The 25,021-nt window shown below is 50.0% G+C and carries 31 protein-coding genes; 21 read left to right on the top strand and 10 right to left on the bottom strand.

Features of this window, described 5'->3' with window-relative positions; translation table 11 throughout:
• The first annotated feature begins 120 nt into the window (after positions 1–120).
• The 13 genes from yycF (at position 121) to KNP74_RS14950 (ending at position 11,013) form a co-directional block, all read left to right on the top strand.
• Positions 121–831, top strand: coding sequence for a response regulator YycF (gene yycF / locus KNP74_RS09830; protein WP_034780323.1), 711 nt, complete (start codon positions 121–123; stop codon positions 829–831).
• 3 nt (positions 832–834) lie between these two features.
• A complete protein-coding gene (walK, locus tag KNP74_RS09825; RefSeq protein WP_138860241.1) occupies positions 835–2,676 on the top strand; it encodes a cell wall metabolism sensor histidine kinase WalK in 1,842 nt (613 codons plus the stop codon).
• A complete protein-coding gene (gene yycH, locus KNP74_RS09820) occupies positions 2,676–4,061 on the top strand; it encodes a two-component system activity regulator YycH (protein WP_034780327.1) in 1,386 nt (461 codons plus the stop codon). Before walK ends, yycH begins: the two co-directional genes overlap by 1 nt.
• Positions 4,048–4,872, top strand: coding sequence for a two-component system regulatory protein YycI (locus KNP74_RS09815; RefSeq protein ID WP_138860240.1), 825 nt, complete (start codon positions 4,048–4,050; stop codon positions 4,870–4,872). Before yycH ends, KNP74_RS09815 begins: the two co-directional genes overlap by 14 nt.
• A 13-nt stretch (positions 4,873–4,885) precedes the next feature.
• Positions 4,886–5,677, top strand: coding sequence for an MBL fold metallo-hydrolase (locus KNP74_RS09810; RefSeq protein WP_138860239.1), 792 nt, complete (start codon positions 4,886–4,888; stop codon positions 5,675–5,677).
• A gap of 51 nt (positions 5,678–5,728) precedes the next feature.
• The gene (locus KNP74_RS09805; RefSeq protein ID WP_214764161.1) at positions 5,729–6,997 is read left to right on the top strand and encodes a S1C family serine protease; all 1,269 of its coding nucleotides are present in this window, start codon (positions 5,729–5,731) and stop codon (positions 6,995–6,997) included.
• A gap of 37 nt (positions 6,998–7,034) precedes the next feature.
• Entirely contained in the window at positions 7,035–7,196 is a 162-nt protein-coding gene (locus tag KNP74_RS09800) for a CxxH/CxxC protein (RefSeq protein ID WP_128123822.1), read from the top strand.
• Between the two features lie 83 nt (positions 7,197–7,279).
• Positions 7,280–7,759, top strand: coding sequence for a 23S rRNA (pseudouridine(1915)-N(3))-methyltransferase RlmH (gene rlmH / locus KNP74_RS09795; RefSeq protein WP_214764160.1), 480 nt, complete (start codon positions 7,280–7,282; stop codon positions 7,757–7,759).
• Between the two features lie 177 nt (positions 7,760–7,936).
• Complete coding sequence (locus KNP74_RS09790) at positions 7,937–8,275, top strand: hypothetical protein (protein WP_128123823.1); 339 nt, start codon at positions 7,937–7,939, stop codon at positions 8,273–8,275.
• A 187-nt stretch (positions 8,276–8,462) separates the two neighbouring features.
• On the top strand, positions 8,463–9,404 hold the full coding sequence (locus KNP74_RS09785) for a hypothetical protein (protein ID WP_128123824.1): 942 nt from the start codon (positions 8,463–8,465) through the stop codon (positions 9,402–9,404).
• 3 nt (positions 9,405–9,407) lie between these two features.
• Positions 9,408–10,136: an alpha/beta fold hydrolase gene (locus tag KNP74_RS09780; protein ID WP_214764158.1), complete on the top strand. Its 729-nt coding sequence runs from the start codon at positions 9,408–9,410 to the stop codon at positions 10,134–10,136.
• A 197-nt stretch (positions 10,137–10,333) separates the two neighbouring features.
• Positions 10,334–10,726 carry a hypothetical protein gene (locus tag KNP74_RS14955; RefSeq protein WP_251130140.1) on the top strand — a complete coding sequence of 131 codons (393 nt, stop codon included), beginning with the start codon at positions 10,334–10,336 and terminating at the stop codon, positions 10,724–10,726.
• Positions 10,714–11,013 (top strand): hypothetical protein, encoded by a 300-nt coding sequence (locus KNP74_RS14950; RefSeq protein WP_251126439.1) that lies wholly within the window; start codon positions 10,714–10,716, stop codon positions 11,011–11,013. The genes KNP74_RS14955 and KNP74_RS14950 overlap by 13 nt, the downstream gene beginning before the upstream one ends.
• A 49-nt stretch (positions 11,014–11,062) precedes the next feature.
• Here the strand turns inward: KNP74_RS14950 and KNP74_RS09770 are convergent, their stop codons facing one another.
• Genes KNP74_RS09770 through KNP74_RS09760 form a run of 3 tightly spaced genes read right to left on the bottom strand, consistent with a single transcriptional unit; the run spans position 11,063 to position 12,271 of the window.
• Entirely contained in the window at positions 11,063–11,434 is a 372-nt protein-coding gene (locus tag KNP74_RS09770; protein WP_214712500.1) for a VOC family protein, read from the bottom strand.
• 53 nt (positions 11,435–11,487) lie between these two features.
• Entirely contained in the window at positions 11,488–11,751 is a 264-nt protein-coding gene (locus KNP74_RS09765; RefSeq protein ID WP_214712499.1) for a hypothetical protein, read from the bottom strand.
• A 1-nt stretch (position 11,752) separates the two neighbouring features.
• Positions 11,753–12,271 carry a hypothetical protein gene (locus KNP74_RS09760; protein WP_251126440.1) on the bottom strand — a complete coding sequence of 173 codons (519 nt, stop codon included), beginning with the start codon at positions 12,269–12,271 and terminating at the stop codon, positions 11,753–11,755.
• A 105-nt stretch (positions 12,272–12,376) separates the two neighbouring features.
• Between KNP74_RS09760 and KNP74_RS09755 the strand changes: the two genes are divergently transcribed.
• Positions 12,377–12,850 (top strand): peptide-methionine (S)-S-oxide reductase, encoded by a 474-nt coding sequence (locus tag KNP74_RS09755; protein WP_214764157.1) that lies wholly within the window; start codon positions 12,377–12,379, stop codon positions 12,848–12,850.
• Between the two features lie 29 nt (positions 12,851–12,879).
• Here KNP74_RS09755 and KNP74_RS09750 read toward each other — a convergent pair whose 3' ends face one another.
• Positions 12,880–13,122 (bottom strand): hypothetical protein, encoded by a 243-nt coding sequence (locus tag KNP74_RS09750; protein ID WP_214712495.1) that lies wholly within the window; start codon positions 13,120–13,122, stop codon positions 12,880–12,882.
• Between the two features lie 19 nt (positions 13,123–13,141).
• A complete protein-coding gene (locus tag KNP74_RS09745; protein WP_214764156.1) occupies positions 13,142–13,774 on the bottom strand; it encodes an HNH endonuclease family protein in 633 nt (210 codons plus the stop codon).
• 255 nt (positions 13,775–14,029) lie between these two features.
• Here KNP74_RS09745 and KNP74_RS09740 point away from each other — a divergent pair, with 255 nt between their 5' ends.
• Together KNP74_RS09740 and KNP74_RS09735 are read left to right on the top strand one after the other, a co-directional pair.
• On the top strand, positions 14,030–15,223 hold the full coding sequence (locus tag KNP74_RS09740) for a DUF4317 domain-containing protein (protein WP_214715369.1): 1,194 nt from the start codon (positions 14,030–14,032) through the stop codon (positions 15,221–15,223).
• 24 nt (positions 15,224–15,247) lie between these two features.
• Positions 15,248–15,667, top strand: a complete 420-nt coding sequence (locus KNP74_RS09735) for a hypothetical protein (protein ID WP_214764155.1) — start codon at positions 15,248–15,250, stop codon at positions 15,665–15,667.
• 125 nt (positions 15,668–15,792) lie between these two features.
• Here KNP74_RS09735 and KNP74_RS09730 read toward each other — a convergent pair whose 3' ends face one another.
• Together KNP74_RS09730 and KNP74_RS09725 are read right to left on the bottom strand one after the other, a co-directional pair.
• Positions 15,793–17,238 carry a DEAD/DEAH box helicase gene (locus KNP74_RS09730; RefSeq protein ID WP_214764154.1) on the bottom strand — a complete coding sequence of 482 codons (1,446 nt, stop codon included), beginning with the start codon at positions 17,236–17,238 and terminating at the stop codon, positions 15,793–15,795.
• 188 nt (positions 17,239–17,426) lie between these two features.
• Positions 17,427–18,200 (bottom strand): aminoglycoside 6-adenylyltransferase, encoded by a 774-nt coding sequence (locus KNP74_RS09725; protein ID WP_214764153.1) that lies wholly within the window; start codon positions 18,198–18,200, stop codon positions 17,427–17,429.
• 557 nt (positions 18,201–18,757) lie between these two features.
• On the opposite strand from KNP74_RS09725, the gene KNP74_RS09720 reads away from it, so the two are divergent.
• Both KNP74_RS09720 and KNP74_RS09715 read left to right on the top strand, forming a co-directional pair.
• Positions 18,758–19,024, top strand: a complete 267-nt coding sequence (locus tag KNP74_RS09720; RefSeq protein ID WP_128123832.1) for a CD3324 family protein — start codon at positions 18,758–18,760, stop codon at positions 19,022–19,024.
• Between the two features lie 131 nt (positions 19,025–19,155).
• The gene (locus KNP74_RS09715; protein WP_214764151.1) at positions 19,156–19,809 is read left to right on the top strand and encodes a FusB/FusC family EF-G-binding protein; all 654 of its coding nucleotides are present in this window, start codon (positions 19,156–19,158) and stop codon (positions 19,807–19,809) included.
• A gap of 78 nt (positions 19,810–19,887) precedes the next feature.
• Here the strand turns inward: KNP74_RS09715 and KNP74_RS15035 are convergent, their stop codons facing one another.
• Both KNP74_RS15035 and KNP74_RS09710 read right to left on the bottom strand, forming a co-directional pair.
• Complete coding sequence (locus KNP74_RS15035; protein ID WP_256441355.1) at positions 19,888–20,013, bottom strand: hypothetical protein; 126 nt, start codon at positions 20,011–20,013, stop codon at positions 19,888–19,890.
• Positions 20,014–20,037: 24 nt separating this feature from the next.
• Positions 20,038–20,331 (bottom strand): hypothetical protein, encoded by a 294-nt coding sequence (locus tag KNP74_RS09710; protein ID WP_251130139.1) that lies wholly within the window; start codon positions 20,329–20,331, stop codon positions 20,038–20,040.
• Positions 20,332–20,614: 283 nt separating this feature from the next.
• Here KNP74_RS09710 and KNP74_RS09705 point away from each other — a divergent pair, with 283 nt between their 5' ends.
• The 3 genes from KNP74_RS09705 to KNP74_RS09695 are packed head-to-tail and all read left to right on the top strand — an operon-like array spanning position 20,615 to position 22,209.
• Positions 20,615–21,109 (top strand): LURP-one-related/scramblase family protein, encoded by a 495-nt coding sequence (locus KNP74_RS09705; protein WP_214764150.1) that lies wholly within the window; start codon positions 20,615–20,617, stop codon positions 21,107–21,109.
• 13 nt (positions 21,110–21,122) lie between these two features.
• Positions 21,123–21,653: an NUDIX hydrolase gene (locus tag KNP74_RS09700; protein WP_214764149.1), complete on the top strand. Its 531-nt coding sequence runs from the start codon at positions 21,123–21,125 to the stop codon at positions 21,651–21,653.
• Complete coding sequence (locus tag KNP74_RS09695; protein ID WP_138860215.1) at positions 21,637–22,209, top strand: DUF1349 domain-containing protein; 573 nt, start codon at positions 21,637–21,639, stop codon at positions 22,207–22,209. The genes KNP74_RS09700 and KNP74_RS09695 overlap by 17 nt, the downstream gene beginning before the upstream one ends.
• Positions 22,210–22,358: 149 nt before the next feature.
• Here the strand turns inward: KNP74_RS09695 and mprF are convergent, their stop codons facing one another.
• The gene (gene mprF, locus KNP74_RS09690; protein WP_214764148.1) at positions 22,359–24,857 is read right to left on the bottom strand and encodes a bifunctional lysylphosphatidylglycerol flippase/synthetase MprF; all 2,499 of its coding nucleotides are present in this window, start codon (positions 24,855–24,857) and stop codon (positions 22,359–22,361) included.
• Positions 24,858–25,021 lie beyond the last annotated feature (164 nt).

Raw genomic sequence — 25,021 nt, 5'->3', positions numbered from 1 at the left:
GACAGAGAGCCCTCGTGGCTCTCTTTTCATTTCCACGGAAATGGACCACGCTTTCTAACCTATAGAAAAAGAGTTACAATGTAGACATGTACGTTTAACGATAAGAGGAGGACTCACTGAATGGATCGTACGATTTTAGTGGTAGATGACGAACAACCAATCGCAGATATATTGAAGTTTAAGCTTGAAAAAGAAGGTTACCAAGTCCACGTCGCCTATGACGGGGAAGAGGCGCTCGTGAAAGTCGAAGAAGTCAAACCAGATTTGATTTTGCTCGACATCATGTTGCCGCTCAAAGACGGTATGGAAGTATGCCGTGAAGTCCGGAAGAAGTACGATATGCCGATCATCATGTTGACGGCGAAAGACTCTGAGATCGATAAAGTGCTCGGACTCGAGCTCGGTGCTGACGATTACGTCACGAAGCCGTTCAGCTCGCGCGAGCTCTTGGCCCGCGTCAAGGCGAACATGCGCCGTCATGCAACGGCCCCGGCCCCAGAAACGAAAGGTGCCAACGCCAATGATATCGTCATCGGTGACTTGACGATTCATCCGGATTCATACATGGTCACGAAACGGGAAGAGAAAATCGAACTGACACACCGTGAGTTCGAACTCATCCATTATCTTGCCCAAAACATCGGGCAAGTCATGACGCGTGAGCATTTGCTCCAGACGGTATGGGGCTATGACTACTTCGGCGATGTCCGTACGGTCGATGTGACGGTCCGACGTTTACGCGAGAAAGTCGAAGACAACCCATCGACGCCGACGTATATCATCACGCGCCGTGGTGTCGGTTACTATTTAAAAGCAGGAGAAGAAGACTAAACGATGAAACGGACGAACTTCTTTAAATCTATCCAGTGGAAGCTCGTCGTCATCTATGCGCTGCTCATTCTTGTTGCGATGCAAGTCATCGGAGTGTACTTTGTGCGCTCCCTCGAACGACAATACATCAACAACTTCTCGCAGTCGCTCGTCGATCGCGCCAACCTTCTGAGCTATAACGTCAGTGAAGGGATCGCATCGAACGGCGGTGACTCGACTTCGGACCAGCAGTTGAACCAGGTACTGGATCAACTGCTGTCTGAGTTTACGGAGAGCACGACGCTAGCTGATGACATTCGCGAAGTCCAGATTATCGACACGAACAGTGTCGTCCGGGCGACGTCGAATCCGAATAACCAAAGTCTCGTCGGACAACGGACGGCGAACTCGTTTATTCAAAAATCGTTTGCGACGAGCGGAGCGCAAGAGACGCTCGTCTATGAAGACTCGAACGAACGCATGCGTGTCGTCGCCGTCCCGGTCAAATCCAAGGTCGATGGGACGACGACCGGTATGATCTATATCGAGGCCTCGATGCAGTCCATCTATAACCAAATGGAACAAGTGACGAGGATTCTCGCGACCGGGACGCTCATCGCTCTCATCATCACATCGATCCTTGGGGTGTTGCTGTCACGGACGATCACGCGACCGATTGCGGATATGCGTCGTCAAGCCGTCGAGATGCGAAAAGGGAATTTCTCGCGGAAAGTTAAAGTCTATTCCGACGACGAGGTCGGCCAACTTGCTTACGCCTTCAACGAATTGACCGATGAACTCATGGAGGCGAACGCAACGACGGAAGCCGAACGGCGCCGCTTGACGAGCGTCCTCGAGAACATGTCGGACGGGGTCGTCGCGACGGATCGCTCCTTGCGCGTCATCTTGATGAACGACCAAGCCCGCGATATGATCGGGCTCGCTGAAGAAGAAGCGATGGGGGCGAACCTACAGAACTTGCTCGAATTCGATGACGAGATCGTCATTCCGGAAGACGGGACGATGCCGCCAAAACTGATCGACCTCAGTACGGACGAAGAACTATTCCTCGTCCGCGCCTACTTCTCACCGATTCAAAAGCATAGCGGACCGATCACCGGTCTCATCGTCGTTCTGCACGATGTGACCGAGCAAGAACAAGTCGAGCAAGACCGCCGCGAGTTCGTCGCGAACGTCAGCCACGAGCTGCGGACGCCGCTCACGACGATGCGGAGTTACCTCGAAGTGCTCGCGGAAGGCGCATACAAGGACGATGAGCTCGCCCCGCGCTTCCTCGAGACGACCCAGAATGAGACGGAGCGGATGATTCGCCTCGTCAACGATCTGTTGCAGCTATCGAAGATGGACAGCAAAGAGTATACGATGCAAAAAGTGAAGTTCGATTTTATCCAGTTCTTCAACGACATCATCGACCGGCATGAGATGACGAAAGGCGAGACGATCCAGTTCCGCCGGAAGCTCATGAAACGCCGGGTATACGTCCACGCCGATCAAGATAAGATGACGCAGGTCATCGACAACATCATTACGAACGCCATCAAGTTCTCGCCAGAAGGCGGGACGATCACGTTCCGGACGATGCTCCGTGCCAAGCGACTCGTCATCGGTATTAAAGATGAAGGGGTCGGCATTCCGAAATCGAATTTGAAGAAAATCTTTGAACGGTTCTACCGGGTCGATAAGGCTCGGGCCCGCAATATCGGCGGGACCGGACTTGGTTTGTCGATTGCCAAAGAAGTCGTTTCCGCCCATGGCGGCGACATTTGGGCCGAGAGTGAGTTCGGACGCGGGACGACGATTTACTTCACCATCCCATTCGATACGATCGTGGAGGTGAATGACTGATGGAACGACCACGCTTCTTGGCGAAGCCAGAACTAGTGAAATCGCTCGTCTTGCTCACCTTGATCGTCACGTCCATCGTCCAAACGGTCATCCTCTGGGACTACCATCCGAAGTATCAGTCGGTCCAGTCAGAGACGCAAGTCGCGACGGTGGATGAGTCGCTGCAGCGACAACCGCGCCAAGTCATCGTACCGGCCCAGACGGTCGTCCACGAGAACAACGCCGTCTTCGCCACGAAAAACTCACCGAAACAGATTATGCGTGTCATCCGGGAGTCGTTCGAGGCGAGCGAATTTAAACCGCTCGCCGTCAAGAACGTCCCGAGTTTGTATGCGGGTGTCGATGAGGCCGTCGAATTGATTTTACCGGAGCCGTATTATGCGGATACACTCAGCTACATGCTTCCGGGCTCATACAGCTTGTCCGGGAAAGTGCCACAGCGGGCCCTCATCTTCATGGAGGACGACACGTGGCGCATCCGCACGATCATGAGCGACCAATCACTTTGGGAAGGGCGTTTGTCGAAAGTCGGCCAAGGGGACGTCAACAGTCTGTTCTTGAAAGACTCAGACCGATCGATGCGTCGTGTCACGTACACGGATGAACGCGTCAACTACATCCCCGTCGTCGGACCGGAGATGAACGAGCTGTTCGCTTACGACGTATCTCAGATTCAAATCTCGGCCCGTCTCGATTGGATGCGCGATACGTTCTTCCCGGGCGACCCGAACGTGCAGGAAGTCGATCCGGCCAGCTCCGTGGGCGCACTCACGAACGGGATTAGCGTCGCCGAATATGATGCGAACCTGAACGCGAGCCGTTATCGAAACTTATCACGCAACAGTTCGGAACAGGAGTCGGTCATCGGACTCGACACGATCGTCGAGTTCGTCAACTTCCACGGAGGTTGGGTCGATGAGACGTCGGAGAGCCAAGGTTTGTCGCTTCGGTTTGATGCGATCACTCCGGCCAACAAAGGCTTTGAAACGACCGTGTTCCGGTTTCACGTGAAGGGTTTCCCGGTGTTCAGTCAACGGGAGGCGTTTATCAATAACGATGCCGTCGACTTATCGACGTTGCGTGTCGAGAACGACGGGACACAAGTCCGGTCAATCACTCGGCACCATCTCGAGATCGATCGCTTGATCTCGGTCGGGACGACACAGCTCGCGGACGGACAAGATGTGGTCGATACGCTCGTCAATGCCGGACGATTTGAAAACGTGACCGAGATTCGACTCGGATATGAGATCGAATACAATGAAGACACGAGCCGTTACGTCACGTTCTCCCCGAACTGGTTCGTTCGGGAAGCCGGAAGATGGATCCCATTCGATCAACCGGATGACTGGACAGAAAGGATGATGTATCGTGGATTGGAGTAAAGCGAAAACGATTCTTCTCTTCGCCTTCCTCGCGCTGAACATCTACCTGTTGTTCCAGCTTTTGACGGAAACGTGGGCGACAGAGGTCGTGACGAACGATAATACGTCGATCGCGCAAATCTTGGACCAACGAAACGTCGATGCGTCGAAGTTGCCGCGGATGGGTCGGGATATCGGTTATTTGACGGGGTCGTCGGAACAGATGTCGGCCTCGATGATCACGAAGAACCGGGAAGCCCAACTGGCGACGACGCTCGACAATATGCAACTCGAAGTCGAGCTCAAACAGCCGGTCCCGCTCGATCAAGACGATTTACGGACGACTGCGTCGACGTTCGTCTCCGAGTATGTCCCGTTCGGTTCCGAGTATGCGTATTGGCGCTATGACGCCGAGACGCGTCAAGTCGCCTTCGTACAGACGTATGAGAACAATAAGATCTTCTCGAACCCCGAGATCGATGGGGGGACCGAGCAGTACATCGGTCCGTCGCTCCTGTTGCTTCAATTGAACGAAGCGCTTGAAGTGACCGACTATAAACAACGTCATTTGACGAACTTGTCCTCGAAGTCGCAAGACGATCTCGTCTTGACGGCGAGCGAGGCGATCTCGCAACTCGCGGCCCGGAAGTACTTCCAGCCGAACCAAGAGATGCGGGCCATCAACACGGGCTTCTATAGCCTGCCGCTCGACAGTTCCGGCAGCTTGATCATCATGCCGCCGCTCTGGTCGATTACGATTGACGAGGACGTCTACTTCGTCAATGCGATCGATGGGACCGTCGAACGGGTCGAATTTGATTCAGAAGAATGAAAGGAGTGATCGAGTGACTTTACGCTATAGTGTGCTTGCGAGCGGTTCGACCGGGAACGCCCTCTACATTGAGACGGAACGGGCGAAATTGCTCGTCGATGCCGGATTGACCGGGAAGGCGATGCAACAACGCATCACCGAGATCGGCCGATCGTTTGATGGGATCGATGCACTGCTCGTCACGCATGAGCACTCCGACCATATTAAAGGTGTCGGGATTCTCGCTCGAAAATATAACTTACCGATTTATGCGAACGCGAAGACGTGGGATGCGATGGAATCGTTGATTGGAAAAGTCGACCCGGCCTTGAAGTTTCACTTCGAGGTAGGGGAGATTAAACAGTTCGGCGATATCGAAATCGAGTCGTTCAACGTCAGCCATGACGCGGCCGACCCGATGTTCTACCAGTTCGCGCATGAAGGCAGACGCCTCGCCCACATCACGGACACGGGCTATGTGTCCGACCGAATGAAAGGCGTCATCCGTGGGGCCGATGATTTTATTTTCGAATCGAACCATGACGTCTCGATGCTTCAAATGGGACGGTACCCGTGGAGCGTCAAGCGACGGATTCTCGGGGACTACGGTCACGTCTCGAACGAAGACGCGGCCATCGCGATGAGCGAGGTCATCGGAGACCAGACGAAACGGATTTATTTGGCCCACCTCAGTAAAGACAACAACATGAAAGAACTCGCTCAAATGAGCGTGTCCCAAACACTCGGGATGCGCGATGTCGACCTCGGTCGCATCAAATTGTGCGATACCGACCCATCGACCCCCACTTCGCTCGTTTCTTTATAAGCGAACTTGGGAAAAGACAGGTAATACACTGTCTTGAAGGGGGGACGCGTCGTGAATGAAGAGAGACACCATGAGTATGAGCCTCAAGACGTCGAACCTTTAGAGCACGAAGCAGATACAATGAACGATGTAAAACCGACGTACCCATCTCGTAGCGAATGGCGCCCGAAGCAAGAAGAGCATGTGCGCCATAAGCCGCGAATGAACTTAAAACCGTTGTTACTCGGAGGGGTTGGCGGATTCTTAGGAGCGGCTTTGTTCTTTTTGACGATGATGCTCTGGGATTCCCCAACCTCTCGTTTTGTGACAAATGAACTGATTCGGACGGAACAAGCCGTCACCATCACGGAATCCGACATCACGAGCGCTGTGACGGGCGCTAAGACGTCCGTCGTCAGCATTACGAACATCCAGCGAGCGTTCACCTCGGACTCGCAGTGGGAGGCCGGAGCGGGTTCTGGTGTCATCTATAAGGTCGACGGTGACACGGCGTATATCGTGACGAATTTCCACGTCATCGAAGAAGCGGACGAGATCAACGTCGCGTTCGCCGACGGACAAGTTGCTGCGGCGACGATTCTCGGTGAAGACCCGCTCAACGATTTGGCCGTTGCCTCGGTCGAGCTACCGGCCAATATCGATGTCGCGCCAATCGCGCTCGGCGACTCGACCGTGCTTCAAGCAGGCGAGACCGTCATGGCGATCGGCAATCCGCTCGGCGTCTTTTCAAACTCGGTCACCCGTGGTATCGTCAGTGGTGTCGAACGCACCGTACCGGTCGACACGAACAGTGACGGTCTCATGGATTATAACGCCGAGGTCATCCAGACCGATGCCGCCATCAACCCGGGGAACTCCGGCGGGGCACTCATCAACATCCGCGGCGAGCTCGTCGGCATCAACTCGATGAAAATCGCCGAGGCGAGCGTCGAAGGGGTCGGCTTCTCGATTCCCGTCAACGTCGCGCTGCCGGTCATCGATATGCTCGAGCGTGATGGAAAAGTGACGCGGGCCCAGCTCGGCGTCACGATTCAAGAAGTCATCGCCGTACCCGGTAACGTCCGGGAAGAATACGGCATCAGCTTTGATAACGAGGACGGGGTGTTCGTCGAGGCGATCACGCCCGGCAGTCCAGCCGAAGAGGCCGGCCTTCGCGTCGGTGACGTCATCGTCAAAATCGGCGACCGCGACATCAAACGTTACGTCGATTTGCGGGACGCGCTGTATCGTGACGCCACGGTTGGGGATAACGTCACGATTGAATATACGCGACGCGGCAAGATAGGCAAGACCGAGGCCACATTAACTGAAGCAACCTAAAGGAGCGGCGACGCTTCTTTTTTAAGGAGGAAACATTGTGGAAAAAAAAGTATGCAAGGAACATGTTGAAATCGCTTTAGATATCATTGTGGACGAGACGGGGGAATACCCGTTGCTCGAAGAACTATCCACAAGTGGACAAGTGACGTGTGAGTTCTGCGATGTCGACGCAACATATGTTGTGTCAAGCAAAAAATGATTATCAACATGTGGATTTGTGGATAACTCTGTGGATAACCCTATGGATAACTCCAAAAAAACTGTGGAAAAAGGAAGAATTGGATGAATATTTCAATTATCACGGTCGGCAAACTAAAAGAGAAGTATTTGAAACTAGGGATTGCCGAGTATATGAAACGCTTGTCGGTCTATGCAAAAGTGCTGGAAATCGAGGTCGCGGACGAGAAAGCGCCCGAGCATTTGAGTGAGGCGGACATGTTTCTAGTAAAACAAAAAGAAGGCGAACGAATTTTGGCGAAAATCAGTCCGGACACGCATGTGATTGCCTTGGCCATCAACGCCAAGCAACGGACGAGCGAAGAGTTCGCCCGTGAGCTCGATCAACTCGCGACATACGGCAAGAGCAAAATCGCGTTCGTCATCGGTGGGTCGCTCGGTTTGTCGGACGACGTCATGAAACGCTCGGATGATACGATCTCCTTCTCGAAGATGACGTTCCCGCATCAATTGATGAAGCTCGTCTTGTGTGAACAGATTTATCGGGCGTATCGGATCAACCGAAATGAACCGTACCATAAATAACCACATATAAATTTGTTTAGCGTCAAAGGCAACTACTGTCTTTGACGCTTTTTGGGCAGGTAAATATTTTCGGCTACCGAATGCTAATCATATTAAAAAGGTTTAAGAGCATTGAAAATCAAGTATCTACTTTGATTAAAATGTGCATGAACTGAATGATTGGAAGGAGAATTAACTTTGAAAAAAACAGTTTTAATCAATGCATCTTTTTTGGTGGAAGTAGAGGAAACTGAAGTTCACAAAGATTTTGGGATGATTGATCAAGTCACAAACGAGTTATGTCAGGGACAGACAATCAAACTCGGTACGAATGAAGTAGACGTGGAATGGGAAAGTTGCTCTACGGTTGTCTTGGATTCAGCTTCAATGAATTGTGGACAATGCTCAACTTGTGGACGATGGACAACAGACATAGAAAAAAGTAATCCAGTTTTACAATTGTGTAATGGAGCAACTTTTGAGGGGAAGCTGTTGTGTGATGAATGTTTACCAGAAAATCATAGGTGGTCTTTTTAGTAGTGAAACGAAAGACTAGTAGCTGATTTATTTAGCGAGTCGAGCAACTAAATATGGTTTTAACATATTCCTTCCGACAACATAGAAAAACGATTGTTGATTCTTAGTTTCAGATTTACAATAAAAATAATCATAAAATGGTAGTTTTTATAAAAAACATTCTTTAAGCATAGAGGAGTTTTCCATAATGGAATCGAAACGAGAGCGAACGACACGACAAGCATCATTTTTTCAACAATATTTGATTCCAATCACCATTGCTTCGTCTGTAATCGTATCAGGTGCAGTCAGTTACTTTGTCAGCCACTTCAACACGAACGAATCGATTGCTCAAGCGGAGATGCAATCACGTGTCGACGATATGCAAGCAGAATCTGTCAAAACTATCGAAAAAGAAGTACCACAAATCATCAGCGATTTAGATGAATACGATCAAGATTTAGCCCAGCTCGTTCAACAAGTCGATTGGCTGAAGCAAAGTATGACTCCTGTCCGTGACGGACTAAACTATATTAATTCAGCCACGCTTGTTATTTCAGGAGTCAACAGCGTGGTAAGTAATCCGATTCTAGTTAAAATGAGTTCTTCATTAAGTTCTGCCAACAGCACACTGAATGAAATGGACGCTTTTTTGTTCCGATTGGAGCACTTATCGAGCGTCAAAGAAGAGATGGGGAAGACGCGCGAACAAATCAATGAATTGTATGAAAGCTATCAAACTGAGAATGATCCAGCATTACTTTTAGAATTGGAGCATGAATTGGATACCAAACTCGTGTATCAAATTGAAGACGTTCGCACTGCAACGATTGAAGCGAGGGACGTCCTAGAATCATCTAAAGACGTCATTGTGGCAGCAAACTATGCAAACTCTTCTTATCAAAAGATCAAAAACGAGAGTGGAAAAGCCATCGAGAAATTGCAGTTTTGGAAAGACGGAAAGAACGAAAATAAAATTGATCAAGATGAATTTGATCGGATTGAAAAAGAACTTGCGGATTCAAGGGAGCGTCTGAAAGATCTTCCTGAAGAAATGGCCGAGCGATCAAAAGAGACGATTTCATCCATCAATGAAGTGAAAACGGAACTTCAAGTCGTAAGATTGGCTGAAGTGATTCAAGCAGATTAAACCATGAATAAAGAACAATTGATTCAACTCGCAAAATGTAAACTATACACCAAATCAATTCAACACGATTCCGCAAACGTGACGGTCGTCATGGACGCGGGATACGGGGATGACTCAACGGCTTGGAACCCGTTGGTGGAGGATGTTTCAAAGCTAGCCAACGTCTTCTTGTATGATCGAGCTGGTCTTGGGAAAAGTGAAACCAGCGCGAGCCCGAGAACGAGTCGAAACATGATTCAAGAACTGAGACAGTTACTGACGGAAACCAATACAAAACCTCCTTACTTCCTCGTCGGTCATTCTTTTGGCGGAGTGAACATGCAGTTGTTCGCGGATGCCTATGAAGAAGACGTCAGCGGGTTGATTTTAGTGGATGTCAGACCGAAAGACTATCGTGAGCGATTCCTGCCGACGATGTCACAAGACTTTCAACGTGCCTACCATCAGCAATTCGTCCGCGAAGGGAACTACGAAGAGTTCATGGAAAGTTTGAAACAATTAAAAGAGACGGAACTGGCATTACAGACTCCGGTCATCGTCATCGGAGCCGGCAAGAAGGACCACTACTCCAGTGAATCGCAACGATTATGGAACGATATGCAGAAAGAACTCACGCAAATCTCGTCAAATTCCGAATTCGTCCTTGCCGAAGCGAGCGCCCATTACATCCAGCGAGATGAGCCGGAAGTCATCTTGGCCGCCATCAAACGATTGATTGAACGATTCAAATGATTTCCCGAGACCGGCCATCGAACAGCGATGGCCGTTTTTTTCAATGAGCAACCCGCTTATCCGATGTCGTATTGCCGTCAAAAAACCGATGTGATAAAATCACATGGCAAATGATTATCATTATCAATAAGAAATGGGAGAACTTAATCCAATGAACAAGATCGAATTATATAAAACGGCCTTTATCAACGGACTTGATGTCGAGCCAGACGATTGAGTATGACTGGAAGATGTTGAAGCAGTTTGATGAACATCTGCGTCCGGGTGGGGTCGTCATCGTCTCACTCTCGCAAATCACGTTCAGCAATGCGGAGATGGGCCGGAAAGAAAATTATTATCAGGTGTTGGACCGGGAAGACATCGAACCGGTCAGCACGTTCGATTACTATACGTACACGTCGATTCCCGCGTTGAACAGTGGGAGCGTCTATACGGCGCTGTCGCGAGACATTCGTGATTTCAGGTGGGAGTCGCACGAACCGTGGGTGAATAACGGCAAGAACTATTCGGAACGAAAATACGAGATGGTCGAAGCCAGTATAAACAAGCTGTGGAGAATCGTGACATCGAGCAGAATATGGAACGCGTGACAGACATCGTCACGTATTGTCAGACGAAAGGCTATCGCGTCGTCTTGGCGATGGAGCCGGTCCACGCGTCTTACAACGCCTGTTTTGATGAAGCGGTCATGGACCGACTCGTCCATCAACATTTGGCCTCGCTCGAGTTGGACGTCCCGTTCCTGAACTACATGACTGACGAACGGTTTATCCATCAGCGCGAGTACTTTCATAATCCGGACCATTTGAACGGGAAAGGGAGAACGCTCCTATCGTCTCTCGTCTATGAGGATTTGAAACGGCTCGGCTATCTATAAGAAAAGGAAATCTACAATCGCGTAGATTTCCTTTTTGTATGTTCGCGCATCACGTTCGAAGCTCGCTCATCAACGCATGCGTGTTACCCTCCGAGTCTTTGAAAAAAGCCATCCACGTCTCGAGGGTCTCCATTTTCGCGACGAGGTGCGGCTCGTCGATAAACTGAACGCCTTTCGCTAAAAGCTGTTCATACGCCTCAGTGAGATTGTTCACTTGGAGATACAGCACGGAGCTCGCTTTGGCAAAGTCTTCATTCTCAGGACGCGACAACATGAGCCGCACGTCGTTGCATTCTAGAAAGGCGAGGCTGCCGGCTTGGAACAGGAGCGGAATTTCAAGTGTGTCCCGGTAGAAACGGACCGCACGATCCAAGTCGTGCACCGGTACGTAGATTTGTCTGATTTGCTGAATAAGATTCAATCGATATCCCTCCTAAAGTGGCATCTGTGACCGTGTAGCGCATGTATTCTTGATTAACGCGCTTGGCGAATCCGTTGAGCGGTGAACATCCCGAGCGCCAGAAGGACGGCAAGGCCGATCCATGTGAGGACGTAAATCAATGGCGACCCGGTCGTCCCGATGGCCACCTCTTTGTGAAGCGTGGTGACGTTGCCCGCCTCGGCGATGATATCAGGTTCATAATTGAGTGTGCGGATGAATCCGACCCCGAACGTGGCGACGAAATACAACAGGTGAAGCGCGGTCGAGATGAGTATCGCGCGTTTCGTGATCTTCAAGTCAATCTTCCTTTCCGTCTTTCGCATGTTGGCTGTGCGAAAGTTTTTGTTCCATTTGCGTATGTAATTTAGTGACAATCCCGTCCGGATGCGGAGAAATCGCGAGTTGAACATGAACCGGGAACATGGTCCATAAATCGGTCGGATAAGACGAGCCGTCACGCGGCAACCGATGACCTTGAATCGTAAATGATTCGTCATCGTCGTCAAGGTATAATACAAGGGGGACGGACATGCCCGAACCTTGATCGAAGCGATCACCTTCTTGCACGTACTCTTGGATGAGCGCCCAGACGTACACTTCATGTTTCGTCGTATTCGTGTCGAGTATTTGATATGACGTCCACACGTCACCGCCGAAGTTCGGTTCCATCACTTCGGTCGACAAATAGCGTTCCATCTCTTGATGATCAACCGAAACGGACTGACTCATCGAGACAAACGACTCTCCCGTCGTGACAGAATATATGGTTGCGACGATGGTGATGGTCCAAAAGGTGGTCCACATAAGTTTTTTCAAAATAAGTCCCCCATATCTGTTCACCGATAAAAGATTTGAGTTTATCGTAGCGCATTTCTACCTAATCGTGGGAATTATTGACTAAAATTTTAAGGGGAGGATTGGATGCAAACGGTATATATAGCGGGAGGATGCCTCTGGGGCGTCCAGGCGTTCATCAAGACGTTACCGGGCGTCGTCGAGACAGAAGCAGGGCGGGCGAACGGAACGACGGACACGCTTGACGGAGAGTATGACGGCTACGCCGAATGCGTCAAAACGACGTTCGATTCGAGCGTTGTCACGATGAAGGAGTTGATGAATTACTTATTTGAAATCATCGACCCGTATAGCGTCAATCGCCAAGGCGAAGATGTCGGCGAAAAGTATCGGACCGGTGTCTATAGTGCAGACCCAAGCCATTTGGAAGTCGCGCGCACGTTTATCAATAGTCGGAGCGATGCGGACCGAATCGCGGTCGAGGTATTGCCGCTCACGAACTACGTCCGAAGCGCGGACGAGCATCAAGACCGGCTCGCACGATGTCCGGACGATTACTGCCACATTCCTAAGATGTTATTAGACAAGTACAAGCAATGAGCCGACACGGCATCGTGTCGGCTCATTTGTTATACCCGCTCGAGGACGTTCACGAGCAGTTGATGCACGACCTCGTGGTCGCGCACGTCATGCAGTTTGTAGTCTTTCCCGGGCAATGTGTACCACTCGGCCGCCCCGACGTACGTGATGGCGAGCTCGAGCGTGCCGTCTTCCTGGCACGTCGTCCGTAATTCAAGTTCTCCACTGATGACACCGACTTCCTCGGTCATGACACCGTGGGAGGCTTTAAAGATGGAAGATTGCTGGTTCATCGTGAACTCCTTTCAAAACTTAATAGCTGCAGGCGTTGATGGCCGTTTGCAAGGCCGTCTTTTCTGTCGATTGGAGGCTGAGGCCCCAACGGCTCTTCGTCTCAACCCACATCTTCGCATAGGCACAGCGTGCACCGGTACGTGGCGGTTGCCATGTCGACGGATCTTGGTCCCCTTTTGAACGGTTTGAGCTGGCCGAGACGGTGATGAGCTGTGGCCCGTTCAAATCGTTGGCGAAACTTTGACGTTTCGTCGTCGTCCAGCTGCTTGCACCTGAACGCCATGCTTCAGCCAATGGGACGACGTGATCGATGTCGATGTCAGACGCTGATGTGAATGTGATGCCGTCATAGTAACTGTACCACTTACCTGTGGTGACCGGACACTCATTGACGACCGAGTCGGCGTCGCGTTTCAAGACTATGTGCCGCGTGTTACACCCGTTCCCTTGGCTGCTCCAATGGGGGAATAAGTCACGACTATAGCCGGTCATCGACCCTTCATTTTTCACCGTCAAGGCGTTTAATTTAGATAACGCCATTGACTTAGATGGGATACCTGGCGGGAGCGCCGAAGCGGTAGGGGTCGTGAAGTGAAGCGTTGTGGCGACTAAGATGATGGAGAATAACGAACTGATGCATTTTTTGAACATGTTTGTGCCTCCTATTATGTATGACGACTGAACGACGCGCATCGTAAACACACGATGCACATCGACTATACATGGCAAGGAAGTGAGAAATACGCAAATTTACAAAAAATGAATCCGAAGATTATAAAAGTTGAGGTCAGGGACACGATACATGACATCAGACGTCCCGGCTTTAGCACTACCGGCATACGCGCAGGCACCAACTATTGGTATAATGAAATCGGTTTGTAGTAAAGGACGAAGGAGTTGGGATGAATGAATCAAAAAGACATCGCGGCGATCCGCAAGCATTTCAAGTTGAATGCGGAAGCGGTCAAAATCGCTGACATTTATAATATTTATATTCGCCAAGACAGCAACGAGATTTTTTACGAGGAGTTACGCTCGTTCCCGTTCGTCGAGCAGGAGCACCAAGAGCTGTTTCTCGCCAACTTCAAGAAAGTGCTCGGCGGCAAAATCGACGAGAAGTTGTTCGAAGTGAAGTTTCAACATCCGGAGCCGGGCCAGACCGACCATACGCAGACGTTGTTGTATGAGGCACTTCGGACCGACGATATCGAAGAATGGGCCGGTATGATGCAGCGGATCGCGCTCAAGATGGTCCAGGAGGCACCGTTTGAGAAAGATATGGTCGTCACGTTCATTCGCTTCAAATACAATAAGCCGACGCGTCGTCATTCTGAGGAGACAGAAATCGATATGCGCGACGAGGTGTGGACGTCACGATTCATCCTATGTAGCATCAACCAGACCGAGCTCCCGAAACAGTCGCTCGTGTTCGACTATATCGAGCGGGAGTTCAAGTCGAATATCTTCATCAATCCCGTCATCAAGCTCGATGCCCCGATTGGTGGGTTTATGTTCCCGTGCTTCACGGACAACGCCGCCGACGTCAACCATATCTTGTATGCCGCGCAAAAGGCGCATCAACCGGACTTTGGCTTTATCGAGAACGTCTTGAACGGGACCGAGATCGTGACGGCGGTCGAGGAGAAGGCGATGTTCGAGGAGGTCGTCAAGACCGTCATCGGTGAAGAAGTGAACGTCGGGACGCTCGCTACCGTTTACGATGAAATCAACCAGATGATCCTCGCCGAAGCGGAGCGTGAGGACGAGGAAGAGAGCGTGCCGATGATTGACGCCCGCACCGTCGAAATCGTCTTGAAGGCGAGCGGGGTCGAGGACGTGACGACGGAGAAGGTCGAGCAGGCGTTCCAACAAGTCGTCGACGACCGCCAATATGAGATGAAGGCGAGTAGCGTCGTCCCAAAATACACGTCGAAGTCGATTAAAATCAATACGAAAGTCGCCAATATCTCGATCAGCCCGCAAGACTTGAAGTACGTGAGACAAGTGAACGTGAAAGGGAAACGGTGCCTGTTGATTGAATTAGAAGAGGATACGGAGATTGAAGGATTCAAGTTGATCTCGGAAGAACTGCTCGACTAATAAATTCCGACTGGAGGACATCGAGTGCATCCGATAGAGCTGATTGAACATTTGATGGCAGCCGTTATGGTTATGCTGATTTTTGCGGCGTCTTATGTATTTCGCGGGAAATGGCGGACGATGATTCGTCTGTTGGCTGTAATCTGCATCATCACGTATGCGGTGTTTTATGCGATTCGTCCGTCTTTAATCGAGGGCCGGGTCGCGGCGGACGTTGTCATCCTTGAAAACGAACTCGAAGAACGGTACCCGAATGAAACGTTCACCACTACGACGATCCCGTTTCGGACAGAAGGATACGAGAGCACGGATCCATACACGATATATGTGACGTTTTCGAGTGAGCCGGATGCCGAATATTATTATAGGGTGACAGACCAAGGTGAAGTCGAGCAACGAGGGTATAGTTCGACAATCGAAGGGAAAATGGATTTTCTACATTGAAAAGACGAAGGCTCAGGCGCAACGCCTGAGCTATTTTTTTTAACAGTTTCCGAAAGCGCTTTCGATAATGTTGGTTAAACACAAAAAAAGCCCGGAGAGATCATCCTCTCCGAAACCTCGCTTGTTTACTTATGGGCTTTACTAACTTTTAGCTTTTTGCCTTTGATCGGTGTGGATTCCATCGCTTGGAGGACGAGTGAGCCTTTACCGTTCAAAATGTCAACATACGTCATTTGATCGTTGATTGTGATGATCCCGATATCGTCTGCTGTCACGCCAGGAATTTTTGCAATCGTCCCGACGAAGTCGACGGCGCGGAGTTTTTTCTTCTTCCCGCCGCTAAAGTGAAGTTTCATGATGTCTTGGTTGATGCGGGCCGTCTTGTTGTTGCGAACGACGCGTCGTCCGCTCAACTTCTCTTCGAACGCGGCTTTGTTGCGCGCGACTTGTGTTTCGTTCGGGGCATCCATCTCCGGGATATCGAATTTGATGAATGCCTCAATGGCGCGAACGAACTTGCCTTCGTGAGGGGTTGCGAGCGTGATTGCCTTCCCAGCGTTTCCGGCACGGCCGGTGCGGCCGGTCCGGTGCACGTAACTCTCTTTTTCCATCGGTACGTCATAGTTGATGACGAGGTTGACGTTATCGACGTCAATCCCACGTGCTGCGACATCGGTCGCGACGAGGTAGCGGAAGTTCCCCATCTTGAAGCCTTCCATGACGGCGAAGCGGTCTTCTTGCTCGAGGCCACCGTGGAGTCGCTCGCACGAGTAACCGGCTTGGTCGAGCTCACTGTACACCGTGTCGACATGTTCTTTCGTCCGACAGAAGATAAGGCAGCTGTCCGGATTCTCGACGACCGTCACATCTTGAAGCACGGCGAGTTTGTCTTCGCGGCGGACTTCAATCAGACGGTGCTCGATTGTCGAGGCGGTGACCCCACTCGATTCGATGGCGATACGGACTGGTTCGTTCATATGCTTTTGGCACAAACGCTCGATATCGTTCGGGAACGTCGCCGAGAATACCATCGTCACGCGATCGCGCGGCAATTCTTGAAGAATCGCCTCGACGTCAGCGAGGAAGCCGCGATTCAACATCTCGTCGGCCTCATCGATCACCAAGTAATCGATTTTATCGAGGACGAGCGTCTCCCGTTCAATATGATCCATGACGCGTCCCGGTGTTCCGACAACGATATGCGTTTTCTGTTTCAATTCATCACGTTGTTTCGAGAACGGTTCTTTCCCGTAGACGGCGGTCGCCTTGATGCGTTTGAAACGACCGATGTTCGTCATATCCTCACGGACTTGGACGGCGAGTTCGCGCGTCGGTGTGAGAATCAGCACTTGTGGCTTGTTCTCTTCCCATTCGATGAGTTCCGTGACCGGGATGCCGAACGCTGCGGTCTTCCCGCTACCGGTTTGGGCTTTGACGACCAAGTCTTGACGCTCGAGGGCGAGCGGGATGACTTTCTGTTGGACTTCGGTCGGTGATTCGTATTTCATGATGTCTAATGCGCGTTGGATGTCTTCGCTTAGGCGATAGTCTAAAAAGCTTGGTTGATTCATAGGGTTACCTCATTTTCGTGTAAGAAACTTCTATTCGAGAAATTTTCATTAGCAATTTGGATTACGCTTCATTATACACGAAAGCAACCCATTCGTCGTTCATCCCAATAATCGTTTGAATGTAAAGCGGGACAAGTCGAAAGGACGTTCCATATTTAAAAACTGTTCTACAAAGACGCTTTTGATTGTCATTCTTCATAAAGCAACCGCTGCATATACGGTTCAAGTTTATATTGTGGATGGTCTTCCAAGCAGGCTGAGAATAAAGTGTGAATCGATTGTTTGGCACGTTGGATGGATATCGGGTCGATTGAATTAGGATATGTCTGTAAATAATCCTCGATGAACGAACGGTTCAATGTGTGATAAGCCTTGAATTGATGCGCTTTTCGTCCCTCTTTCAATGTCTGGGCTGTCAACGTCAACTCACGCAACGTCTCAAGCATCTTCAAAGCATAAATGAGATTGTTTCGCTTCAACTCTTTCTCCAGTGCTAGCGAGGCATAGATAAACTCAAAGGGAACATCACTGGTCTCGTATCGAATCGGGCTCTCAACAAAACGCTCATGTTCAATCTCCATGTGTTGGAGGAGTTGCCCGTCCCGATCGACCACGACGTTCCAAAGTGGAGAACGGACCGGGAGTAGTTCGAGTGGGGCGATGGAGATGTTAAACTCCAAGCGATTCTCGAGTAGGACAATCAGCAAAAAGATGTCCGGTCCGAACTGCTTTTCTTTAACGAAAGTAGGGGATAATCGGAGAAAGTAGTCGGTTAAATTCTGCTTGATTGATTGGGGGTCAACATCAGGGCGGGCAGCCACCATTAAATCGATATCGGAATAGCGGTCCTGATATCCTGAGGCACCGGAGCCGAGCTGAACAACCCCTTGAACGCCTGTGTCAGTTTGTAAGTGATTAAGAACGTGTTGGAACTGTGTGTCTCTTTCAACTGTACTGTACATAGAATGACCTCAATTTCGTAGATGATAAATCCTTATTCTACCAATCAAAGGCGAATCCTTTTAATTTATAAAAGGATGGAATAAAGGTATACATAACTAGTGAGCGTATAAGCCAACTTTAAACTATAAATTCAGAGACGAATCATCAGAACAGTCTGTTAAGGGGCCAGTCATAAAAAGACTAGTGGCTAGTTGTCGATTGTCCAGATACAAAATCGTTTGGCGACAACGCCGGTGAAGTGCTCACAGACAGTTCTTGCACACATGATGATTCGTTAAGTGTGAAAATAGGTGATGACTTTATGTCGACCTACTTTTGTATCAAAAGTAACGAGTTATTTTGTATAATGGAATAGACATCTTGTGATTTGAAAGGGGGGCGCATATACGTGGAAAATCGTTTGAGATTTTCTAAGTCTTCAATCACTCATGCAAAGCCAGTTGTCACAAAGGCGATCGTTTGCATGGGGCAGAATGTATAAGTTGATCGCTATATAATTTTTACAACAATGGCTTTGCTTCCTTATTGTCGGAATTCTTATAAGGAGCGAGCAGATATGAAGTACGTAAATGCGCAACACATTCTTCCAGAGAAATTGCTTCAAGAAGTTCAACGATACGTCCAAGGGGAAACACTTTATGTGCCCCGGACAGTTCAAGAAAAGAAGCGTTGGGGAACGGTCAGTGGCGGGAAAAAGCTACTTGAAAAGCGTAACGAAGCGATTCGGATATCCTTTGCGAAAGGAACCGGGGTCGATCAATTGGCGGATGAATACCATTTGTCTGTCAGTACAATTCGCAAAATCATCTACACTTCAAAATAATTAGCGGCACAACGCATGTTTGCGATTGTGCCGTTTTTTATATAAAACAGTTCTAACTTAAAGTAGGTACATGTTTGTAGTGTAAAATCCTTTACACTAAAAGAAGTCAGGATTGGAAAGGATGACTGAACATGCTAGAGCGTTTTATTGAAAACCACCAATTTAATTACATTCGAGAACAAGTAGAAATCATTCGAGATAGTCGAAAGAAAAATTTACCGGTCTCCGTATTACAAGCTGTCATTGATTTGGCCAATGCCAAAATTTCATATCTATTTCCAGAAGCGACGCCATCTCAGCTCGCAATGATCGACGTGTCAACCTTACAAACAGATGAATCATATGACATGTTTATAGATGGATTAAGACCCCATGTCCGGTCGTTTCCACACGTTTCGGAACAACAAGTGAAAAAACTGTTTCCAAAACAGAAAAAGCTGAAACTTCCAGACGTAGCGGATCTCAATGTGAATCGGATGTCCTATATGAGTTGGAATGACTTGCGTTCTAATCGAAAATATATCCTTTGTGAGAAGGAAGATCATCAGCTGATTGGGATTGAGTGTAAGCCAAGCCCGAATTCGAAGAAAAACATTTGTGCCTTCTGTAATCAGTTGGCAGAAGTCTCATATTGTGTGACTATCACGAAAGCAAAACAAGCCAAAAATCCTGACTATTATAAAGCGATTGGGACATATATCTGTACAGATAGTGCCACGTGCAACGAAAAAATGACAAATCTTAACGGCTTAATGACGTTCGTCGAAACAGCTTTGACAGAGTGAGTAAAAGATCGACTGTCCGTCGATCTTTTTTGCATAGAGCCTAATAGATCGCTAGCTATGCTAATGCTTAGTTCTCTATTAGTATGCCTGAAGCGATTTGACGGCATGACGTAGCTGGTCGATCTCCTCGTTTTTCCATCCGTTTCGGTCTGCGGCGTTAATTAACTGCCGGCTCGTTTTGATGAGTGCCTTTGTTAATTCCACAAGTGTTACCGTTCCCAGGATTGTTTAGGGACGATCCTCTTCTATCAATGTGAGCTCAACTTCTGTGCCGGTCACTTTTTTAGCAGCTATTTGAATTGGACCGTCCATGAATTGGAATGAGTAGGTTTCCTGCAACGGGGCGAATAAGAGGGCGCGGCCATTGTCAATCCACCATGTCAACACGATAGCAACGAAATCTGACCAGCCTTGTCCCGGGAAATAATCATGAAAATCGATGACGAAAGTGATGTTCCCAACGATTTGATTCGAGTACGTTAATGAATGTACATCAAGTTCGATTGAAATATGATGTGGCACACTCGTTCCTCCTTTATGACCACTCACAACAATAAAGGCGGGTTCGTCGTAGGTGACCGTCTTTCAGATATTGTGGCAGCGAAAACAAACGGTCTCACTGCAATCGGGTGTCGCTTTGATTTTTCTTAAGAAGAGGAGTTACACCAAGTGGACTACATCGTTAATGAGTTGACAGACATTCTAGAACTCCTTAGTCCACCTCACATTGCGTGTTGAAAGATTCTGAATCGATTTCGGGTATGGTTTCGTATATAAGGTACCACATACAATCGGAGGGATGACGATGAACACGCTCTACATGAAACAAAAGGTTTTCAGCCTACGTGGCCGGTTCAGTATCAAAGATGCAGATGAGAACGATCTTTATTTTGTAGAAGGTAGTTTTATGAAGTTACCGAAGTCGTTCACGATTTCTGACAAGAATGGATACGAGATTACGACGATTACGAAAAAGACATTCAGCTTTTTGCCGACATTTTACGTCGATGTCGAGGGGGAGGCGACGTTAACGATTTCAAAAGAGTTCACGTTCTTCAAGCCGCGCTACACAATTGATGCAGCCGGGATTGAAGTCGATGGCAACTGGTGGGATATGAACTTCGAAGTACGCCAAAACGGACATGTCATCGGTAGTGTCCAAAAGAAGTGGCTAACGTGGGGCGATACGTACGAAATTCGAGTAGTCGATGATACGATGGAACACTTACTCATCTCAATCGTCGTCGCCATCGACTGCGTCAAAGCAGATCAAGCGGCATCTTCGAGCGCCGCGACGTAAAGGGGATGGAACGATGGAGTTTTGGGATGTGTATGATGTAGACCGCAAGAAAACAGGGCGAACGTGGCAACGAGGGATACGCCTTCCTCAAGATGATTATCATCTCGTCATCCACGTTTGCATTTTCAACAAGGATGGACAGATGTTGATTCAGCAGCGCCAACTGTTCAAAGACGGTTGGGCGAACATGTGGGACATCACCGTCGGCGGTAGCGCCACGGTCGGCGATACGAGTCAACAAGCGGCGATGCGCGAGCTTGAAGAAGAGATCGGGCTGAAACTTGATTTATCTAACACACGGCCGCATTTGACGGTCAACTTTGACGAGGGGTTCGATGATATCTATCTTGTCGAGGCAGAAGTCGACCTCGACGATTTGACGTTACAGGAATCAGAAGTGAAGGCCGTAAAGTGGGCGGATGAGGCGACGATTCTCGACATGATCCGTTCAGGTGAATTCATCCCGTATCACGAACCGATGATTCCGTTGCTGTTCGCGATGCGAGGACAATGGGGAGGTATCAATCATGTGGAAGTCATATAAGTGGATCAATGAACCAGACGAAGTGAGTCTCGGTGAAAGCTTGACGTTCCAGACAGCACCCGACACCGACTTTTGGCGGAACACCCATTACGGGTTCAACCGGATGACGGCCCACGCTTTGGTGACGGATGTGGCGTCTAAGCGGTTCACATGTCGCGCGACGATTGAGATGGATCCGAGCCATACATATGACCAGGCCGGCATCCTGTTATACGTTAACGACGAGCATTGGCTTAAGACGTCCGTCGAATATATTCCGGACGGACCGTCACACCTTGGGGCCGTCGTCACGTCCTTTGGCTACTCGGATTGGTCGACACGTGATTTCCCGAACGACGCCATCCGTGAACCGTTGACGTTTGAACTCGGCTACACCGATGGCGATGTTGAGGTGTTCTTCGAATACGAGGGGGGCACGCGTGAACAGTTGCGAATCGCTCACCTCCATGACGTCTCGACGTTACGCATCGGACCGTACGCCTGTAGTCCGGATCCGAAGGCGTCAGGATTCAACGTCACAATTTCAGATTGGACAGTTACGGAAGCATCGACTTGATATAAGGTCGGTGCTACCATATTCGTTAAAAGAAGAGTTGAACACAGAAATGCATCTTATTAAAGAGAATGTATCAGTTTTAGATGCCCGACATTTCACTCATGACGTAACACGAAAGAGCGCCTCGCGTGTGAGACGCTCTTTCGTGTTTAAGACTCTCGTTTCCGGCTAATCAACCGTGCCGTCCGAAGCAAAGAAGGTAGTAGCTTCCGACGCTTTCGAATGGCCAAATATCGAGCTTCCCACGTCGGTTTGAACTTATGTTTGAACTGACGAAGCCCGCTGAACGGGTAGATATAACTGATGTTTTCGAAAATATCGGCTGCAATCCGTTCCGGCCAGTACGCGAACGTGTGCTCACCGACCGATGCGAGTGGCGCCATGCCAAGACCGACGTAGGCGTAGTCGTTGGCTCGTGCCCACTCGATTACATGGAGAATCAGCACCTCAATCGAGCCGGGCAGAGCATCATTCTTAGAGCGCATTAAATCGATGGAGACGGTATCACTGCCGCGGAGCAACGTGATGAAGGCGACGACTTGTCCCGTGTCATCACGTAGGAGAGCAACCGGATAATAGGTCAAAGCCTGTTCGTTGAAAAAGCCGAGCGAGAATCCTTTCTCGCTTCGATTTCCGAGCCAGTCGTCCGAGATGAAGCGCAGTGACTTGATCAAGTCGGACGATGGATGCATGACGATGTCAGCCGTATAGTCTCGCTTCGTGAATTGGTTATAAAGCGAGCGCATGTTGGCGCGTTTTTTACCGATGAGCGAGAACGTGGCGACATCGACCGTCGCCTCTTCGCCAAGCTTGAAAAACGTGAAACCGGCATCGTGCAGACGTGGCATCCAGTCTGGCGTGACTTGATAAAAGAGTGGGATATAACCGAGCCGGTCCGTCTCTTCGATAAAGGTGAGCAACAGGTGTGACGCGGCGTCGCGCGCGCCTTGCACATCTCCGAGGACGATAGCGTGATTGCCGGACACGGCGAACAACAGACACGCCTCGTCGTCCGGGCCATAATAGACGAGCTTGTCGTTCATATAGGCCAAATCGAACGCGCTCGTCGTCGCATGGGTGGCTTGAAACGCCGCGAAGCGGGACGGTTCGAACGACGTGCCGAGCTTCGGACGTTTCAACCGGTTGAACAGGGTGAGCATGCCGATCAACAACAGTCCGGACAAGACGACGGCAGCGATGCTCAACCCGGCGGCCGCGTCCGGGTCGAAGAAAATCGTGTCGGTCTGACTGAACGACTGCAGCAGGAACGCGTGTGTGCCGACATAAAGGCCGACATAGGCGACGTTGCGCACGAAACGGCTGACAGTCACGATGGAGCGATAGCGTTTGTGCTGGGTCCGGGTCAACCAAACGAACAAGGCGAACCCGCCGACGACGAACGCTTCAAACAGATTGAAGCCGCGCGCGATGACACCGATGCCGGCGACGACACAGGCGACCCCGACGAGCCAGAGCACACGTTTCGTCCGGATGTACATCCCGAACGTGGTCAGGAGTGTCAACAGACCGGCCGTGAACAGCGCGAGCGTACCGACCCACTGTACCCAGAGGGCGGTCGAATAGAGCGGTGACACACTCGGTAACAGCGTCTGGAACCAAAGGACGAGGCTCGTCATCAATGCGATCAGGCTTCCGGCGAGCCGTCCGGTCTTGACGAGTGTGCGCGACACGATGCGCCAGACGACGGTCCCGATCTCATAGGACGACCCGATGATCGGTTTATACTCGATCTGTTTGACGACCTGGTCTCCGAAGACGAGGGCCGCCAAAAACAGGCTGATCATGAATGGGACGATGAAATAGACGAAGCGATAGACGATCAAGGAAGATAAGACGATCTCTTGGTCGATGCCGAGCTGGGTCATCCCGACGAGGTATAATAAATCAAACGAACCGACACCACCCGGGACGAGCGAGACGACCCCGACGATGGTCGCGACGATGAAGACACCCATCATGGCCGGGAGCGACGCTTCGCCCCCGAGTAAATGCAGGGCATACAAGGCGACGAGTCCGGCCGTTACCCATTCGGCGAGTGACGTCGCGATATAGCCGACCAAGGTCGGCCAATCCAAGTTCGACCGCTTCCGCGTCACATAGATGTAGAGCGGCAGGACGGCGAGTGTCGCGAGGAGCACTGGCCAAATCCATTGTTTCGTTGCGGTGAGCGCACCGGCCGGGAAGAGCCCGAGCAGCACCCCTGCGGCAAGTAGCGACAAGCCGCTGATGAGTGTCGGGGTCATCCAGCCGATGGCCCGGAGCAATCGTTTCGTGTCCGTATACGGTCGATACAGCGACGTTCGGAGCGCGATGCCGATGACGCCGCCGAACCCGATCATGCCGTTCATCGCGTTCGTGATCCATGCCGCGCGAAGCAGCTTCGAGAGCGGGATATGGACGTCGAGCGAGCGCAGTAAAAAGTAATCGTAGCCGGTCATCGTCAAAACGGCAACGAGCCCGAGTCCGATCAAGGCGATTTGTTCAAAGCCCGTCAACGCCTCTAACGTTTGAAACGCCGCGGCGAGCGACAGGTTTTGGAGCTCCTGGCCGCTCTGATAAAGAATCAATCCAATCAATAGGAATGGAAGCAACCATTTCAGTTGTTTCCAGGAAAATCGCTTTTGCATCGTATGTACTCCTTCTGACTTGATTAGCTAAAGTGTACTCAATCGAGTCGCGTAATCATAGTACGAGTCAAAGGGGGAGACGGATTCAAAATCAATGAGATTCTTGAATCGCGGGAATGTAGACTGTAAGGGCAAGAAACAGGACGAGTGAACGAAAATCAATC

This window comes from Exiguobacterium sp. s141 (assembly GCF_018618085.1).
In the GTDB taxonomy this organism is placed as follows: domain Bacteria; phylum Bacillota; class Bacilli; order Exiguobacteriales; family Exiguobacteriaceae; genus Exiguobacterium; species Exiguobacterium mexicanum_A.
The sequence above is the reverse complement of the archived record's forward strand: the minus strand, read 5'-3'. Positions and strand labels throughout refer to the sequence as shown.